At 75.0% G+C, this 14,999-nt stretch carries 14 protein-coding genes; 3 read left to right on the top strand and 11 right to left on the bottom strand.

The features are described 5' to 3' along the window. Positions 1 to 30: 30 nt before the first annotated feature. The 3 genes from R3E88_22270 to R3E88_22260 form a co-directional block, all read right to left on the bottom strand. A complete protein-coding gene (locus R3E88_22270; GenBank protein ID MEZ4219206.1) occupies positions 31 to 1,677 on the bottom strand; it encodes a thiamine pyrophosphate-binding protein in 1,647 nt (548 codons plus the stop codon). Positions 1,678 to 1,834: 157 nt separating this feature from the next. After that, a complete protein-coding gene (gene pal, locus R3E88_22265; GenBank protein MEZ4219205.1) occupies positions 1,835 to 2,323 on the bottom strand; it encodes a peptidoglycan-associated lipoprotein Pal in 489 nt (162 codons plus the stop codon). Positions 2,324 to 2,490: 167 nt separating this feature from the next. Further along, positions 2,491 to 3,252 carry a tetratricopeptide repeat protein gene (locus R3E88_22260; protein ID MEZ4219204.1) on the bottom strand — a complete coding sequence of 254 codons (762 nt, stop codon included), beginning with the start codon at positions 3,250 to 3,252 and terminating at the stop codon, positions 2,491 to 2,493. A gap of 267 nt (positions 3,253 to 3,519) precedes the next feature. Between R3E88_22260 and thiI the strand changes: the two genes are divergently transcribed. Further along, complete coding sequence (gene thiI, locus R3E88_22255; GenBank protein ID MEZ4219203.1) at positions 3,520 to 5,037, top strand: tRNA uracil 4-sulfurtransferase ThiI; 1,518 nt, start codon at positions 3,520 to 3,522, stop codon at positions 5,035 to 5,037. A 67-nt stretch (positions 5,038 to 5,104) separates the two neighbouring features. Here thiI and R3E88_22250 read toward each other — a convergent pair whose 3' ends face one another. From R3E88_22250 to sppA, 7 genes are all read right to left on the bottom strand, one after another. Next, entirely contained in the window at positions 5,105 to 5,521 is a 417-nt protein-coding gene (locus R3E88_22250; protein MEZ4219202.1) for a hypothetical protein, read from the bottom strand. Positions 5,522 to 5,605: 84 nt separating this feature from the next. Beyond that, a complete protein-coding gene (locus tag R3E88_22245; GenBank protein MEZ4219201.1) occupies positions 5,606 to 6,280 on the bottom strand; it encodes a DUF3106 domain-containing protein in 675 nt (224 codons plus the stop codon). Positions 6,281 to 6,473: 193 nt separating this feature from the next. Then, positions 6,474 to 7,238: a hypothetical protein gene (locus R3E88_22240; protein ID MEZ4219200.1), complete on the bottom strand. Its 765-nt coding sequence runs from the start codon at positions 7,236 to 7,238 to the stop codon at positions 6,474 to 6,476. Beyond that, positions 7,231 to 7,905, bottom strand: a complete 675-nt coding sequence (locus R3E88_22235) for a sigma-70 family RNA polymerase sigma factor (protein ID MEZ4219199.1) — start codon at positions 7,903 to 7,905, stop codon at positions 7,231 to 7,233. The genes R3E88_22240 and R3E88_22235 overlap by 8 nt, the downstream gene beginning before the upstream one ends. A 76-nt stretch (positions 7,906 to 7,981) precedes the next feature. Continuing rightward, positions 7,982 to 8,842, bottom strand: coding sequence for an alpha/beta hydrolase (locus tag R3E88_22230; protein MEZ4219198.1), 861 nt, complete (start codon positions 8,840 to 8,842; stop codon positions 7,982 to 7,984). Then, entirely contained in the window at positions 8,839 to 9,255 is a 417-nt protein-coding gene (locus R3E88_22225) for a hypothetical protein (GenBank protein MEZ4219197.1), read from the bottom strand. Before R3E88_22225 ends, R3E88_22230 begins: the two co-directional genes overlap by 4 nt. Positions 9,256 to 9,302: 47 nt before the next feature. After that, positions 9,303 to 11,033, bottom strand: a complete 1,731-nt coding sequence (sppA, locus tag R3E88_22220) for a signal peptide peptidase SppA (GenBank protein ID MEZ4219196.1) — start codon at positions 11,031 to 11,033, stop codon at positions 9,303 to 9,305. Positions 11,034 to 11,154: 121 nt separating this feature from the next. Here sppA and R3E88_22215 point away from each other — a divergent pair, with 121 nt between their 5' ends. Continuing rightward, on the top strand, positions 11,155 to 12,765 hold the full coding sequence (locus R3E88_22215) for a beta-ketoacyl synthase N-terminal-like domain-containing protein (GenBank protein ID MEZ4219195.1): 1,611 nt from the start codon (positions 11,155 to 11,157) through the stop codon (positions 12,763 to 12,765). Between the two features lie 143 nt (positions 12,766 to 12,908). Here R3E88_22215 and R3E88_22210 read toward each other — a convergent pair whose 3' ends face one another. Beyond that, complete coding sequence (locus R3E88_22210; protein MEZ4219194.1) at positions 12,909 to 13,097, bottom strand: hypothetical protein; 189 nt, start codon at positions 13,095 to 13,097, stop codon at positions 12,909 to 12,911. Positions 13,098 to 13,252: 155 nt separating this feature from the next. Between R3E88_22210 and R3E88_22205 the strand changes: the two genes are divergently transcribed. After that, positions 13,253 to 14,503, top strand: coding sequence for a hypothetical protein (locus R3E88_22205; GenBank protein MEZ4219193.1), 1,251 nt, complete (start codon positions 13,253 to 13,255; stop codon positions 14,501 to 14,503). Positions 14,504 to 14,999 lie beyond the last annotated feature (496 nt).

Raw genomic sequence — 14,999 nt, 5'->3', positions numbered from 1 at the left:
GCGTCCGCCCTCGCGCCTGCGCGCGCGCGGCTAGACGTAGATGCCGCCCTTGTAGTCGCCGTCCTGGCGGATGATCACGTTGACGAGCGCGGGCTTGCCGCTCGCCGCCGCGCGCTCGAGCGCGGGACGGATCTCCTCGGCGCGCTCGCAGTGCTCGCCGTGGCCGCCGAGCGCCTCGACCACCTTGTCGTAGCGCGTGTAGTTCAGGAGCGTCGCGGCGAGGCGGTCCTTGCCGTAGATGCCGGCCTGCGGGCGCATCATCTGCCCCCACGCCGCGTCGTTGCCGACGATGCCGATGATCGGGAGCCCGAAGCGCACGGCCGTGTCGTACTCGAAGCCGTTGAGTCCGAACGAGCCGTCGCCGTAGACGATCACGACGGGGCGCTTCGGGTGCGCGAGCTTCGCGGCGAGCGCGAACGGCATGCCGACGCCGAGCGTGCCGAGCGGGCCCGGGTCCATCCACGCGCCCTCGCTCTTCACGGGCAGGATCTTCGCGGCGGTCGCGACGATGTCGCCGCCGTCGCCGATCACGATCGGGTCGTCGAGCGTCGCGAGCCAGTCGCGCACCTCGCGGCACATGCGCTGCGGGTCGATCGGCACCTCGTCGCTGTTCAGCTTCGCCTCGACCTTCGCCTCCTCGGCGTCCTCGATCGCGCGCAGCTCGTCGCGCCACGCGCTGAAGTCGAGGCGCACGCCCTGGTTCTTCATCTCCTCGAGCAGCATGTCGAAGCTGCACGCGAGGTTGCCGACGACCGGCACGTCCGTCTGGCGGTTCTGTCCCATCAGCGTGTTGTCGAGATCGAGCTGGATGATCTTCGCGTCGGCCGGGATGCTCTGGCCGAAGCGCATGCGGAAGTCGAGCAGCGTGCCCGCGAGCACGATGCAGTCGATGCGTTCGAGCGCGTGGCGCCGCGAGCGGTTGAGGAACTCCGGCGAGGAGGGATCCATGCAGCCGCGGCCCATGCCGTTCGTGTAGGTCGGGATGTGCGTCTCGGCCGCGAACTGCTGCATCTGCGCGCTCGCCTGCGACCACTTCACGCTCGTCCCCGCCATCAGCATCGGGCGCTGCGCCTTCGCGAGCAGCTCGATCGCCTGCCGCACGTAGTCGCGGTCGGGCTGGATGCGCGGCGGCTGCGTGCGGATCACCGGCACGCGCGCCTGCTCCCACTCGGCCTGGCCCATGAAGATGTCCATCGGGATCTCGAGGTACGCCGGGCCCGGGATGCCCGACACCGCGTGCCGGATCGCGAGCTCGATGTACTCGGGGATGCGATAGGTCTCGTAGCAGGCGTCCGCGTACTTGGTGATCGGACGCATCACGCCGATGTGGTCCATCTCCTGGAGCGAGCCGCGCCGCAGGTTGGCGAACGGGCCCTGGCCGCCGAAGACGAGGATCGGCGAGTTCGCGCGCCACGCGTTCGCGACGCCCGTGACGCCGTCCGTGACGCCGGGGCCCGCGGTGATCGCGGCGACGCCGATCTTGCCGGGGTTGCAGCGCGCCCACGCGTCGGCCGCGTGCACGGCCGCCTGCTCGTGGCGCACGTCGATGATCTTGATGCCCTCGTCGATGCAGCCGTCGTAGATGGGCATGATGTGGCCGCCGGAGAGCGTGAAGATGACCTCGACGCCGGCCTCCTTGAGCGCACGCGCCGCGAGCTTTCCACCGTGAACGGGCATGGGGGACTCCTTCTCGGGTGACGGGCCACGTTACCACGCTGCTCCGCTACGCGGGCCGCCCGTCCTAACAACGACGCGGGACGCGCGCGCGGAGAAAGCAAGAAGGCCCGCCGTCGACGACGGCGGGCCTTCGCAAGCCTCGAGCCTCGCGTGCGCGCTAGCGCGTGCGGAACTCGGCGCGGCGGTTCCACTGCCAGGCGCTCTCGCCCGAGCCCACGACCGCCGGCTTCGACTCGCCGTAGCTGATCGTGCGGAGCTGACCCGAGCCGACGCCGAGGTCGACGAGGTACGCCTTCACCGAGTTGGCGCGCCGCTCCCCGAGGGCCAGGTTGTACTCCTCGTCGCCGCGCTCGTCGCAGTGGCCCTCGATCGTCACGGCGTTGCCGGACGAGCGGAGCGCCTCCGCGTTCTTCTTGAGCACGTCGCGCGCGTCCGTGCGGATGCGCGAGCTGTCGAAGTCGAAGTAGACGGTGCCGAGGTCGGTCGCCATCGGCGGGGCCGCGCGCTCGACCGGCGCCTCCGTGGGCTGCTTGAACTCGTTGACGTTGTCGGGCGCTTCCTCTTTCTGCCCCGTCTGCTGGCAGGCCGACAGACCCATCACCAACACGGCTGCGAGCGCCGTGGTCGAGAACGAGAGCCGCTTCATTCCTTGTGATCTCCCTGTCGTCGCCTCGAAGCGCCGTCTCGAAGCGTCCGCGACCTCCGCGGCAGCCGTGACGTGCGATCGTCGTCGAGGCAGACGACGGCAAGAAGCGTGAAACGCGCCGGATTGTGAGGGTTCCCGCGGGCCATCGCAAGAACCCTAGTCGAAGCCTAGTCGGGCGGGCGCTGCGCTCGGAGCCGCTTCGGGCCGGCCAGCACCTCGACCGTGAGCTCGATCAACGCCTCGTCGGCGGGATGCGCCGCGAGCGCGGCGTCGAGCAGGCGCAGCGCCTCGTCCGCATCGCCGAGCGCGACGAGACGGCGCGCGAGCGCGAGGCTCGCCTCGGGATCGCCGGGCGTGAGCGCGAGCACACGCCGATGATGGGCGGAAGCCACGGCGGGGTGGGCGGCGTCCCGCGCGAGCCGGCGGTGTGCGTCGACCTCGAGCGCCGTGCGCGCGGCGGCCGGGCAGGGCGCGTACGCGGGCGACGTCGCGCGCAGGAGCGCGGCCGCGGGCGCGCCCGCGGCGAGCTCGGCGCGCGCCGCCCGCTCGACGAGCGCGCAGCGCGCCCGCGCGAGCGGCGCCGGGAGCGCGCCGTCCTGCTCGCCGAGCCGCGCCTCCAGCGCGAGCAGCGCGTCGAGCGCCGCGGCGTCCTCGCGCCGCGCGAGGCGCGTGCGCGCCAGCCCCTCGAGCGCCCGCGCGTCGTCCGGGGCGAGGGCGAGCGCGCGCTCGTAGTCGGCGAGCGCGCGCTCGAGCTCGCCGACGGCGAGCGCCGTCTCGCCCTCGCGGAGCGCCGCGGCGAGGGGCTCGCGCGCCGCGCCGCCCCCCGCGCACCCGGACGACCCGGAGAGTGCGGTGAGCGCGACCGTCGCGGCGAGCGCCGCGAGCCACGAGCGGCCGGCAGCGGCGCGGATGGGTGAGCGGCAAGCCATGCGGCCGGGCAGCATGCCGCACTGCGCCGGGCCGCCGCAGCCCGCGCGTCGGCGGGCGCGGCCCGCCGCGTGCGCCGACGCGGGGCCCGCCGCGGCGGCCTCGGGTAGGCTTGCCCGCGATGCGGCGGCGCGGGCGTTCCGCGCGGCGCGAGCCAGACTGCCGCCCCTCCCACCGCTGCCGCAGACCGACTGCTGCAGAGCGGCTCGCGCCGAGCGAGCGTCCACGCGCGCGGCCCGGACGGCCGCCCACCTCCGCGAGCCCCCTCCATGGCGACTCCGACCGAGAGCACCGGCTCGCTCGTCCTCGCGCGCTACAGCGGTGAGCTCACGACGAAGGCGCGCCCGACGCGCGCCTACTTCTCGAAGCGCCTCGCTGCGAACGTGAAGGACGGGCTGCGCGCGCTCGGCATCCGCTCGCGCATCGAGCGCGGCCACGACCGGCTGCGCATCCAGCTCGCGTCCACCGACGACGCGACGCGCGCGCTGCCCGTGCTGTCGCGCACGTTCGGCGTGCAGTCGGTCGTCGGTGCGATCGAGCTGCCGTGGTCGTCGACCGACGACATCGTGCGCGAGGGAGTGCGCCTGTTCGCCGACGCGGTCGCGGGCCGGCGCTTCGCCGTGCGCGCGCGGCGCGTCGGCGACCGCGCGCGCATCGCGGCCTCGTCGAGCGACGTCGCGCGCGCGCTCGGCGCCGCACTCGCTCCGCGCGCGGCGGGCGTCGACCTCGACGACCCCGAGGTCGCCGTCCACGTCGAGGTCGCGCCCGGGCGCGCGCACTTCTTCCGCGACGTGGCGCGCGGGCCGGGCGGGCTCCCGCTCGGCGTCGAAGGCCGCGCCGTCGCGCTCGTGTCGGGCGGCTTCGACTCCGCCGTCGCCGCCTGGCAGCTGCTGCGGCGCGGCGTCGCGCTCGACTACGTCTTCTGCAACCTCGGTGGGCGCACGCACGAGCTCGGCACCATGCGCGTCGCCAAGCATCTCGCCGACGCGTGGTCCTATGGCACGCGCCCGCAGCTCCACTCGGTCGACTTCGACAGCGTCTCCGCCGATCTCCAGCGCGCCTGCACGACGCGCTACTGGCAGGTGGTGCTCAAGCGCCGGATGCTGCGCGCGGCCGAGCTCGTCGCCGCCGAGCGCGGCGCGGCGGCGATCGCGACGGGCGAGGCGATCGGCCAGGTCTCGTCGCAGACGCTGCAGAACCTCGCCGTGATCTCGCGCGCCACCACCGTTCCCATCCTGCGGCCGCTCGTCGGCATGAACAAGGACGACATCCTCGCGTCCGCGCGCGCGATCGGAACGTTCGAGCTCTCGAAGGTCGTGGGCGAGTACTGCGCGCTCGTGCCGTCGAAGCCGGCGACGGCGGCGACGCTCGGCGCGATCGAGGCCGAGGAGACGAAGCTCGACGCGGGCCTGCTCGACGCCGCCGTCGCGGCCCGCAGCGTGTTCGACCTGCGCGCGCTCGACCTCGCGACGCTCGACGACCCGACGCTGCAGGTCGACGACGTCCCGGAAGGCGCGACGCTGCTCGACCTGCGCAGCAAGCCCGCCTATCAGACGTGGCACGCGCCCGGCGCGCTCTTCCTCGACTTCGCCGACGCGGTGCGCGCCTACGCCTCGTTCGACCGCGCACATCGCTATGCGCTCTACTGCGAGTTCGGGCTGAAGAGCGGACATCTGGCCGAGCTGATGCGCGCCGAGGGGATGCAGGCGGTGAGCATCCGCGGCGGCGCCGCCGCGCTGCGCAGGCGACTCGACGCCGCGCGCGCGCGCGACGTCGGGAGCGAATAGCGCTCGGGGCTTCGAGCGCGCGCTCCGCCGGCGGCACCGACGGCAGGCGGATGCAGCGACCGACCCGTCAGGCGGATGCGGCGCCGAACTCGTGGCCCGGAGGCGCCACGCCCTCGGCTGCGAACGCGCGGGCGGCGGCGACATCGCGCACCACCGCGACGTTCGGCATGCGATCACTCGCGAGCGTCTGGAACATGCGACCGATTCCGAACGCGAGGTCGCCCTCGGCGAGGATCGCGATCCGGATCGCGTGCACGCGCTCGTCGCGACAGTGCGGCGCGCGCGCGAGGCGACGCACCGTCTCGGACGAGAGGCCGCCGAGGTCGGTGCACGCGCGAAGGTCGTAGACCGCGTTGCACACCGCCGCGCGTTCGTCGGACAGGAGCCCCGTGGCGAGACGGTCGAGGTCGGCGTCGGCGACGGCGCCTTCCATGCGCACCCACATCACGGGAGCATCCGGCTCGAACACGACCTCGATCGGCATGGCGGACCCTTCTCGGCGGCGCGGGAGGGTCGGGACGATAGATCCTGCACGTCGAACTGCGAGTCGCGCGTCGCGCGTCGCGAATCAACGGTCGGCGGGCGGAGCGGAGCCGGCTTCCTCCGCGGTGGGGCCGAGCGCCTCGTCGAGCAGCTCGAGCCGTTCTTCCGGCGTCATGGCGCGGAGCCGTTCGAGCTGCGAGCGGAGGCGCTCGCGGTCGGCCTCGTCCATCGCCCGCCAGCGCTCCGCGTTGTCGCGGAAGCGCGCGCGCTCCTCGTCGCTTCGGCGCTGGAGTGCGCCCCATCGCTCGAGCAGCGCGTCGCGCTCCTCGGGCGCGAGCTCGCGCAGCCGGGCGACGCGCCGCAGCAGCTCGCGCCGCTCGCCCGGGCCCGCCTCGGTGAAGGCGCGGCGAAGCGCCGCACGCTCGTCCGGGTCGAGCCGCTCCACCGCGGCGCGCAGCTCGCGCCGCTCGTCGGGATCGAGATCGCGCAGGCCGCGCGCGAGGTCGCGCCGCGCGCGGAGCCCGTCCACCGCGCGCGCGCGCGCGCCCGGCGGAAGCGACCGCAGACGCTCGCGCATCCGTTCGCGCATCGCGTCCCGCTCGGCGGGGCTCGCGTCGCGCCAGCGCTCGCGCATCCGTTCGCGCATCTCGTCCCGCTCGGCGGGGCTCGCACCGCGCCAGCGCTCGCGCATCCGTTCGCGCAGCTCGTCCCGCTCGGCCGGGCTCGCGTCGCGCCAGCGCTCGCGCATCCGTTCGCGCATCGCGTCCCCGTCCCGCGCGGCAGGGCTCGCGCCGCGCGCGGGCTCGGCGCGCGCGGCCGGCGCGCGCGCGACCGCGAGCGCGAGCAGCGCGAGGGCGACGACCGCGAACGTTCGCCGAGTGGGCGCGCGCGGCGCGGCGCGGGCCGCGCGCGCGGCGACGTCCTCGCCGCGCGGGGTGCGGGGGCGCGGCCGGTCATCCGCTCGCGCCTCCGCTGTCGATCTGCGCGAGGAGCTCGAGCAGCTCGAGCTGGTCGATGACGTCGAAGTCGCGCAGGTCATCGAGGTCGCGCGCGAGCGCGAGCTCGGCATCGGTCGGCTCGGCGATCGAGCGCGCCGCCGCCGCGTCGCCCGCATCCGCCGCTCGCGCGGCGAGCGCGGTGGGGTCGACAGGCGATGGCGCGGGCGGCGCGCCATCGGGCACCACGTCGGGAGCGACATCGGGCGCCACATCGGGAACGGCATCGCGCGGCGGCGCGTCCTCGCGCGCGAGGCTCGCGTCGTCGCGCGCGCGGTCGACGGGCGCGCCGGGCGGCGCGAGCCGCGGCGCGCCTCCCACCGCGATCCACAGCGCGAGCGCGGCCGCGAGCGCGCCGCCCAGCACGAGGACGGTGCGCACGCGGCGCCGCGCCGCGCGCGCAGCGTCGAGCGCCACCACGGGCGCGCGCGCCGCGCCGGTGGGCGCGTCGGCCGCTTGCGCCGCGACGCCCGGCGCCGGCGCGTCGAGGTCCGCGATGCGGCGCGCGAGGCCCTCGCGGACGGCGGCGCGCACGGGCGGGAGCGGCACGGAACGCAGCGCGCCGTCGGCGGCGGCGAGCTCCGCCAGACGCGTCGCGAGCGCGGGCTCCGCGGCGATGCGCGCGCGCAGCGCCGCGCGCGGCCCGTCGTCGAGATCGCCGTCGAGGAGGCGCGACAGCAGCTCGTCGTCGTCGCCGGCGTCGCGTCGGTCGCGCTCAGTCATCGCCTTCTTCTCCCTCGCGCTCGCACGATGCGTCGCGCGCATCGAGTGCACGCACGAGCGCGGTCCGCGCGCGGTGCACGAGCGACTTGACCGAGCGCGTCGTGGTGCCGAGCGACTCGGCGATCTCCGCGTAGGCGAGGCCCTCGACGGCCGCGAGCCAGAGCGCCGCGCGCTGCCGCTCGGGCAGCGTCTCGAGCGCGCGCTCGACGCGCGCGCTCTCGCGGCGCGCGTGCACGACGTCGTCGGTGCGCGCCGCGCCCACGTCGCCGAGCTCGGCGGGCCCCGACGGCGCGCCGTCCGTGCTCGTGTGCGCGCGCGAACGGCGCGGCCGGCGCAGCTCGTTGAGCGCGAGGTTCGTCGCGATGTGGAAGAGCCAGGTCGAGAAGCGCGCGCTCGGCTCGTAGCGGTCGCGCGCGCGGTAGACGCGCAGGAAGGTCTCCTGCACCAGCTCCTCCGCCGTCGCCGTGTCGTGCACCATCCGCTCCAGGAAGCGCAGCAGCTTCGCCGCCCAGCGCTCGAACAGCCGGTCGAACGCCGCGGCCTCGCCGCGCGCGAACGCGAGCATGAGCCCGGCGTCCTCGTCGGGCTCGGAGCCGGGCGCACCCGCCGCGCCGGCTCCCGGCGCTCCCTCGCGCCGCGTCGTGTCGCTCCGCGTCGTCCCGGTCATCCCGCCCGCTTCGCGCTCACCGCATCACAGGGCTCGAACCCGGCGGCCGCGCGCAGGTTGCGCGACCGCGCGCGCATCAGACCCGGTCGAGGAACGCGAGGAGCGCGGCGTCGAACGCGGCCGGCCGCTCGATGTTGAGGATGTGGCCCGCGCCCTCGACGACGACCAGCTCGGCCGCCGGCAGCTTCGCCGCCATCACCTCGGCCGCGCGACGGAACGCGGCGTCCTCGGCGCCCACGATCACGAGCGCGGGGACGTCGACCGCGCCGAGCTCGTCGATCGCGGAGGGGGCGTCGGCCGTGACGCGGCGCCCGAAGGCGGCGAGCGCGGCCGGGGACTGCGCGACGATCGCGGCGGCCGCGCGCCGCGCCGCGGGCAGCTCGGGGTCGCGGCCGATGCAGGTGGCGCCGGCCTTGCCCGCGACGAACGCGGCGAGCCCGCGCTCCTCGAGGTAGCGGGCGGTGCGCTCGGTCTGCGCGCGCCAGCCCGCCGCGGCCTCGGGGTTCTTGAAGCCCGGCCCCGAGCCCGCGAGCACGAGCGCGCGCACGCGCGCGCGGTAGGCGGGCCGCAGCGCGAGGTGCAGCGAGACGAGGCCGCCGAACGACAGCCCCGCGAGCACGGCCGGCGCGTGCGGCGACACCGCGTCGACGACGCTCGCGAGGTCGTCGACGACGCGGTCGAACGCGTAGGCGCCGAGCTCGCCGGGCGCGGTCGGGGCCTGGGAGCGGCCGTGCCCGCGATGGTCCCAGAGCGCGACCTGGAAGCCCGCACCGACGACGGGCGCGACCTGCCCGCGCCAGTTCTCGAGCGTCGTCGTGTAGGCGCACGAGAAGACGACGCACGGCGCGCCCCGTTCGCCCGCGCGCACGACGCGCAGCCGCAGGCCGTCGCTCGAGGTGACCTCGAGCTCCTCCTCGCCGCCCGCGGCCTCGCTCATCCGCCGAGCACCGTGCGCAGCGCGCTCGTCATCTGTCGCATCTGGTCCTCGAGCGGCGCCTTGATCGCGAGCTCGGGCACGAGCGGCTTCGTCCTGCCCTCCATCGCGATCGAGACGCGCGAGCCGTCGCCGTCCTCCTCGACCTCGACGCTGCCGGTGAGCCGCTTCCAGATCTTGCCGTCGCACACCTTCTCGAAGCGCACGTTGCCGTCGAGCAGGAAGTCGAAGTGGAAGGTGGCCGTGCCCTCGCGGCCGAGCGCGCTGTAGCGCGTGCGCGTCGTGCGGCGGTCGCCCTTGCGGTCGACGATCTCGGTGTCGCCCGGCAGCAGCGCGACGAGCGTCGCGTCGTCGCAGAGGCGCTCGACGACGGCGTCGCGGTCGAGCGCGACGCGGAAGCTCTTGCGGGTCTCCATGGCGTGTCCTCCGGCTTCGCGCTCCCGCCGCGCGGGACGCCGCGCGCCTAACGAATCTCCACCCAGGCGGGCGGGACGAGCAACGGAGCGAGCGGCGGAGCGCTCGCGAGCGCTCGCTCGAGCGTCGCGAGCGGACCGGAGAGCGCGGGGAGGCCGACGCTCGCGCGCGCGGCCGCCGCGATGCGCGCGTTCAAGAGCTCGGCGAGCTCCTGCGCGAGCGGCTTCGGCGGCGGATAGGCGACGAGGATCGCGTCGGCGTCCTCGTCGATGCCGCGCAGGCGGTTCGCCTCGCGGACGGCCTCGTGCAGGCCGCCGAGGCGGTCGACGAGCCCGCGCTCGAGCGCCTGCTCGCCCGTCCACACGCGGCCCTGGCCGACGGCGTCGACCGCCTCGGTCGCGAGCGAGCGGCCGGTGCCGACGCGCTCGAGGAAGAGCCGGTAGATGTCGAGCACGACGCTCTGCAGCCGCTCGCGTGCGGCGGGCGAGGACGGGCGCGTCGACGAGAGGAAGTCGGCGTGCTCGCCGCGCGTGAGCAGCTCGGTGCGGACGCCGAGCTTGTCGAGCAGCCCGCCGAGCAACGGACGCAGCGAGAAGACGCCGATCGAGCCCGTGACGGTCGTTCCCGACGCGACGATCGAGTCGGCCGCCGACGCGACGTAGTAGCCGCCCGAGGCGGCGACGTCCGAGAACGACGCGACGACCGGCTTGCCCGACTCGCGCTTCGCCTCCGAGATCGCCCGCCACATGATCTCGGACGCGAGCGCCGAGCCGCCCGGGCTGTCGATGCGCACGATGATCGCATCGACGTCGTCGTCCTTCGCCGCCTTCTCGACGGCCTCGCGGATCGCGCCCGCCGCGAACACGGGCTCGCCGCGCGGCGTCGCCGACTCCTCGCCCGTCACGACGTTGCCGCTCCCGTACACGAGCGCGTAGGTCGCCACCGGGTCGAAGCCGACGCTCGCGGGGTCGATGCCGGCGTACTCCTCGCCCTTCACGACGGGGCCGCCGAGCTTCTCGAGCACCGCGTCGAGGTGGGCTTCGCCGTCGATCAGGTGCGCGTCGGCGAGCTCGCTCGCGAGGACGGGGGCGCGATCGATCGCCGCGCGCACGGCGTCGGGCTCGAGACCGCGCCCGCGCGCGATCCCGTCGACGAACTGGCGCTCCGTCGAGTCGAGCAGCGCGTTCGCCATCTCGCGCGAGGCGTCGGACATCGCGTTGCCGGCGATCGTCTCGACGGCGCTCTTGTAGCGGCCCGCCTTCGCGACCTCGAAATCGACGCCGAGCTTGTCGAACGCGTCGCCGAGGTAGAGGTACTCGGCCGCGAGGCCGACGAGCGGAACGCTGCCGCCCGGCACGACCCAGACCTCGTCGGCGGCGCTCGCGATCCAGTACTCGCGCTGCACGGCGAGGCCGTCGAGCTCGAGGTAGGCGACCGTCCTGCGGCCCGCCGCGCGCAGGCGACCGATGGCGTCGCGCAGCTCGGCGGCCTTCCCCCAGCCGAGCGAGGTGTCCTCGATCGCGAGCACGACGGCGTCGAGACGGTCGTCGCGGCGCGCCAGTGCGAGCTGCGAGAGCACGCGCGCGAACGGCGCGGGACCGCCGCCGAGCACGCGCGCGAGCAGCGTCGGCTCGGCGGCCTCGACGTAGTCGCCGCGCACGCGGACGACGAGCGTGCTCCCGGGCTCGACCTCGAGCCGCGCACCGCCGCGCGCGCACAGCATCCCGACGAGCAGCACGAGCGATGCGAGCGAGATCCACAGCCAGCGAGTTCGCGCCATTCCGTCGGGTCTCCTCGCCGTGCGCCGCGGCGCGGGGCCGTCGCCCGGGCGGTCGCGCGAGCCTACCACCGCCGCACCGGCGTCGTACCGCCGCCCGCCGCCGTCGTTATCATGCGCGCCCATGCCGCGCGAGGTCTACGTCGCCTCGGTCGGGCTCACGAAGGTCGACCTCACCGGCAGGATCTTCGAGAGCGTCTTCGACCTCTTCGCCCAGGCCTATCGCGAGGCGCTCGCGCGCTCGTCCGTGCGCGCGTTCGACGCGCTCCAGATCGGCATCATGGACAGCGAGGAGTTCGAGAACCGCGCCAACATCGCGGCGAAGATCGCCGACCGGATCGGCCTCACCGGCATCCCCGCGATCCGCAGCGAGACGGCGTCGTCGACGGGCGCCGCGGCCTTCCACGAGGCCTACTACAAGGTGGCGTCGGGCGAGTTCGACAGCGTGCTCGTGCTCGCGGGCGAGCGCATGAAGATGGTCACGACGGACGTCGCGACCGCGATCATGTCGAAGACGGTCGACCCGGTGGAGCGGCGCTTCGGCTTCACGATGCCGGGGCTCATCGCGCTCGTGACGCAGGCGTGGGTGCAGGAGCGCAACCTGCCGAGCGAGCGCGTCGCCCGGGTGCTCGCGCGCCTCATGCACCGCGCGCACGCGCTCGGCGCCGAGAACCCGCTCGCCGCGTTCCACGGCCGGCCGGAGCCCGTCGAGGCCTACTTCGACACGGCGCGGAACCTGCCGGTCGCGCTTCCGCTCATGCGCAAGGACTGCTCGCCCATCTGCGACGGCGCGGCGGCCGTCATCCTGACCGCGAAGCCGCAGGGCGTGCGCGTCGCCGGCCTCGGCTCGGCGACCGAGACGTCGTCGATCCTCGATCGCCAGCGGCTCTCCGGCCTCGACGCGACGACGCGCGCGGCGCAGGTGGCCTACTGGCGCGCGGGCATCGCCGACCCGCGCGCGCTCGAGGGGCTCGTCGTCGAGGCGCACGACGCGTTCAACAGCCTGCTCCCGATCGGGCTCGTCGACCTCGGCCTGCTCGACGCGGAGCACGCGGTGACGGCGCTCGTCGGCGACCTCGACGCCGCGCCCGGCGACCCGATCGCGCACCCCGTCACCGGCGCGCGCGGCACGCTGCCGACGAACCTGTCGGGCGGGCTCAAGGCGCGCGGCCACCCGGTGGGCGGAACGGGCCTGTTCCAGATCGCCGAGGCCTATCTGCAGATCGCGGGCGACTTCCCGAACCCGCGCGCGCAGGTGCCGAACGCGAAGCTCGGGCTGTGCCACTCGATCGGGGGGCCGGGCAACAACGTGTACGTGACGCTGCTCGAGGCGACGGACAGCGCGCGCGCGCGCGAGCCCGTGCCGTCGCCCGCGCTGCGCTTCGCGTCGCTCGCACCCGATCGCGCGCGCGCGGGCGAGGGCTCGCCGCTCGCCGACGGCGAGGCGGTCGTCGAGGCGGCGACCACGATCCACGTGACGGCGCCCGGCGTGCCGGCGCCCGTGCACGTCGCGCTGCTGTCGATCGGGGGCCGACGCGTCTTCGCGCGCCTCGACCGCGCTCCCGAGGAGGGCGCGCCTGCCGAGGAGGTGCTCGCCGGCCAGCGCGTGCGGTTGCTCGTCAAGGACGACGGCGACCAGTACTTCCAGATCCCGCGCCCGCGCGGCCGCGCCGCGCTCGAGGGGCTCGACCTCGGCCGCTGGGTGAGCGCGATCCGCCGGCGGGTCTCGGGGTAGGGCGACGGCGCGGCGGGCGCGGCGGCGGAGCCGCCGGCCGGCACCGAGGCCCGAAAAGAGTCGCGCGCGGTGGCAACCTGCCTACCGCGCGCGGGCCCAGAATCCTGGGAAGGAGATTTCTGTCGGGCCTGAAAACTCTGGGATCACCACCCCGCGGTGATGATCAGGAGGCCGGCGTTCGCCGCCGCTGCGATCGCGACGACCGCGACGGCGGTGTTCCGCCAGATCCGACGACCGTGCAGGAAGGACCAGAAGTCGCTCGCGCGACCGGGAACACCGGCTTCGGAGATCACGATCTCCCTCCGCTCGTACCCGACTGCCGCTTCGCTCATGGCCCTGGCCTCCGTGGTGGGAAGTGGCGCCGAGAGGGGCGGACGTGTCAGAAAAAGTTCGCAGAAGCGCGCGCGGCATCGGTCGCGGGCCGGCGAACCTTGACGGCGCCTCCACACCTCCCAAACGGGTGTAGCCGCGGGTGTAGTCTGCGTGGGTGGACCCCCGGGAACGACGCTTCGCCCTCGCCGTGCTGTGCGTCGTCGCGCTGCTCGTGGAGGGGATGTCGTATGCGACCGGGCGCGTGCTCGAGCGCCGCGGCGTGCTCTATCGCCCCGCCGCCCTGGCCGACTACGCCGGCTACCTCGCGGCCCGGGACCCGGTGCTCGGGTGGCCGCCGCCGGGCGACCCGTCGCTCGGCGCCGACGGGGCGCGGCCCGAGCCGGGGGACGGAGCGGCCCCTCCGTGCGGGGCGGCGTACGGAGACTCGTTCACGTACGGGGCGGCGGTCGGACCGGCGGACACCTGGCCCGCGCGCCTGTCGGCGCACCTCGGGTGCCGCGTCGCCAACTTCGGCGTGTCCGGATACGGCTCCGACCAGGCGCTGCTCCGCTTTCGCGGGCGGGCGACCGGTGGCGAGCGCTTCGCCGTGCTCGCGCACCTCACCGAGAACGCGATGCGCAACGTGAACCAGTTCCGCGGTCTGCTCTACGCGGGCTCGCCGTTCGGCTTCAAGCCGCGCTTCGAAGTCGGGAAGAAGGGCGGGCTCTCACTCGTCCCGCTGCCGGCCATTCCGGTCGCCCGGTACGGCGAGTTCGTCGCGGCCCCCGAGCGCTTCCTCGACCACGAGTACTTCGCCCCGGGCGGGCCGTCGGGCCTCGCGAAGCTCGAGCCGCCGTACTCGATCGCCATCCTGCGCGCGTTCCGACACTTCCACGTGCGCGCCGCGCTCCGCAGCGAGCCGTGGTACCTCGCGTTCTACGACCGCGACCACCCGTCGAACGCGCTGCGCGTCACGACCGCCATCCTGCGCGCGTTCGCCGAGGAGGCCGAGGCGCGCGGCGTCGCGGGCGTGCCCGCCATCCTGCCGACCGAGCTCGATCTCGAGTACTTCGCGGCGTCGGGACGCTGGACGCACCGGCCGCTCGTCGACGCGCTCGCGGCCGAGGGTGTCGACGTGCTCGACGTGGCGCCGGCCTTCGCGGAGCGGCTCGGCTCGCGGCCCGCGGCCGAGCTCTTCGCAGGCGCGCACCCGACGGCCGAGGCGAACGAGTGGATCGCGGAGATCGTCGCGCGCGAGCTCGAGCGGCGCGGGCTCGCGACGGCCGGGGCCGACGCGCGCGCGCCTAACGAGCGGCGTTCGCGGCGGGCGGCGGCGCCGCGGCGGAGTCCGCTGCGTCGGGCGCGGGCGTCGCGGACGCGTCCGCGGCGATCGGCGTCCCGTCCGGCGCGAGCTCCCGCAGCGTGAGGTCGAACTGCTGGCGCGCCTCGCCCCCGTTCATGTCGCTCACGACGATCTCGACGGAGTGCTTCCCGGGCTTCGCATGGCTCGCGTCCCAGACGAGCTCGCCGCCGAGCAGGTCGATCTCCATGTCGGGCGGGTGCGCGCCGAGGCGATAGCGGAAGCGCCGGTCGCCGTCGGGGTCCTCGACCTCCACCTGGTACACGAAGCGCAGGCTGTCCATGCGCGCGGGCTGCGAGACGATCTTCGGGTCGCGATTGGCGATCTCGACGACGGCGGAGCGCTGCGCGATCTCCTCGCTTCCGTCGGAGAGCACGACCTCGGCGAGCACCTCGTCCCCGCGCGAGAGCCCGTCGGTCGCGAAGGTCGGCTCGCCGCGTCCCTGCATCTGCCCGTTCACGATCCAGTAGTACTCGAAGAGCAGCGCGTCCTCGTCGGGGTCGTCCGCGACGGGCGTGACGCGCAGCTCGGTTCCGGGAACCACGCGTGCCGTCGGCTCGAT

The organism is Myxococcota bacterium (genome assembly GCA_041389495.1).
Classification (GTDB): Bacteria; Myxococcota_A; UBA9160; order UBA9160; family UBA4427; genus JAWKRT01.
Note: the sequence above shows the minus strand (reverse complement) of the source record. Positions and strands in the feature narration are given on the sequence as shown.